The sequence below is a fragment of the Clostridium sp. genome (assembly GCF_040797585.1).
Taxonomy (GTDB): domain Bacteria; phylum Bacillota; class Clostridia; order Clostridiales; family Clostridiaceae; genus Clostridium_Z.
Genome location: NZ_JBFNEO010000316.1, coordinates 1 through 1899, shown reverse-complemented (window position 1 = coordinate 1899; position 1899 = coordinate 1). Strand labels below are relative to the sequence as shown.

Annotated in this window: 1 protein-coding gene; it reads left to right on the top strand. The window is 31.8% G+C overall.

The window, feature by feature from the left end; all coding sequences use genetic code 11:
* Positions 1 to 468: 468 nt before the first annotated feature.
* A complete protein-coding gene (locus AB2369_RS13145) occupies positions 469 to 1617 on the top strand; it encodes a glycerate kinase (protein ID WP_367666923.1) in 1149 nt (382 codons plus the stop codon).
* Positions 1618 to 1899: the final 282 nt, after the last annotated feature.

The following is a 1899-nucleotide window of genomic DNA, read 5'->3' as shown; positions in this document are numbered from 1 at the left end:
TGTAGTAAATATAGATTCAAAGATAGTAAAGGTGAACTCAAATATTTCTGGTAAGGATATAGTTACAGGTAGAGAAGTAATAGGTAACATAGAATTAAAACCTTATGAATTCTTATGGATAAAGTAATACTTATATATAAGTTGTAATTAAATATAGGGTTCCTATCTTAAAAGCTAACTTATACCTAGGGTTTATTCATTGATAAATTAGACTTTTAAGGGAGGTACAAGTTAAGAGATGACCTAGGAATCCTATATAGATAAACCACTTCAAAACTCAACCTTTGAATATATGTTAAATAATGAAATCTTGTGATTTAGTCTCAATTATCATATGGTTTATCTATATATAAAAGCATTAAGGAATTACTTTAAGAATAGTACTATTAAAATCCTTAGTTAAAATGATCCATCATTACTACAACATATATATTTTAATATATTATTAATACGTAGGAGTAAATTTATATGGAAGTTAAAAAGTTCATATTAGCACCAGATTCATTTAAGGAGAGCATGACAGCAAAGGAAGCATGCTTTGCTATGGAGAAGGGAATAAAAAAAGTATTTAAAGATGTTCAATGTGTTAATGTCCCTATGGCAGATGGGGGAGAGGGAACAATGGAATCTTTAGTAGATGCTACAGAAGGTGCCCTATATACTGTAGAGGTTACAGCTCCCTTAGGAAATAAAATAGAATCAAGATTTGGTATTTTAGGAGATGGGGTAACAGCAGTAATAGAAATGGCAGAAGCAAGTGGCCTTCATTTAGTGAAAAGAGATGAAAGGAGTCCCTTAGTCACAACCACATATGGCACAGGAGAACTTGTAAAAGCAGCATTAGACAAGGGAGCAAAGAGACTTATTATAGGACTAGGTGGAAGTGCTACCAATGATGGTGGAGCAGGAATGCTTCAAGCTTTAGGAGTAGGCTTAAAAGATAAGAGAGGAAATGAACTTCCCTTTGGCAACGGAGCCTTAGAAAATCTAGAAACCATAGATTTAAGTAATTTTGACAAAAGAATTTTAGAAATGGAAATAGAAGTTGCTTGTGATGTGAAAAATCCCTTAACAGGAGAAAATGGAGCAAGTTATATTTTTGGACCTCAAAAGGGAGCTACTAAGGAAATGGTAAAAGTCTTAGATAAAAATCTAAAGCATTATGGAGAGGTAGTTAAAAAAGAACTTGGTAAGGATATAGATAATATAGAGGGAGCAGGAGCAGCGGGAGGCCTGGGAGCAGCTCTTGTAGGTTTCTGCAATGGAAAGCTTAGAAAAGGAATAGATCTTGTAATTAAATACTCAAAGCTAGAAGAAAAGATAAAGAATGCAGATTTTGTCTTTACAGGAGAAGGAAGTATAGACTCTCAAACTAAGTTTGGTAAAACCCCAATAGGAGTTGCTAATATAGCTAAGAAATATAATATTCCTGTAATTGCCTTTGCCGGCAAGGTAGGGGCAGGAATCGAAGAATTATATGATTTAGGAATAGATTCAATTATAGGAATAATGCCTGGAGTATCTACCCTTGAAGAAGCCTTAGAGGATGGAAAGGGTAATTTAGAGGTTTCAGCTAATAATATAGCAAGGATAATTAAACTAAGAGAAAAAAGTTAAATATTTATATAGTGTAACTAACTTAGAACCTGTCATGTTTTGTGGCAGGTTCTTTTTAGAGAAATTTATAAGGGAGTTACTGGATTTAAATTATAGTGTATAAATAGTAATTTTGAGATATAAAAATGATGTAGAGATAATGAAAAACTTAAAAAAAATATAAGAATGAATGTATAAATATTGCTTGTTTATAAATGAAGTTTAGAATTATTTATAGTGAACCGTATCATAAGTAAATGAGGTTTTTACTAAAATTGGATAATTCAAAATAAGAGACAATGT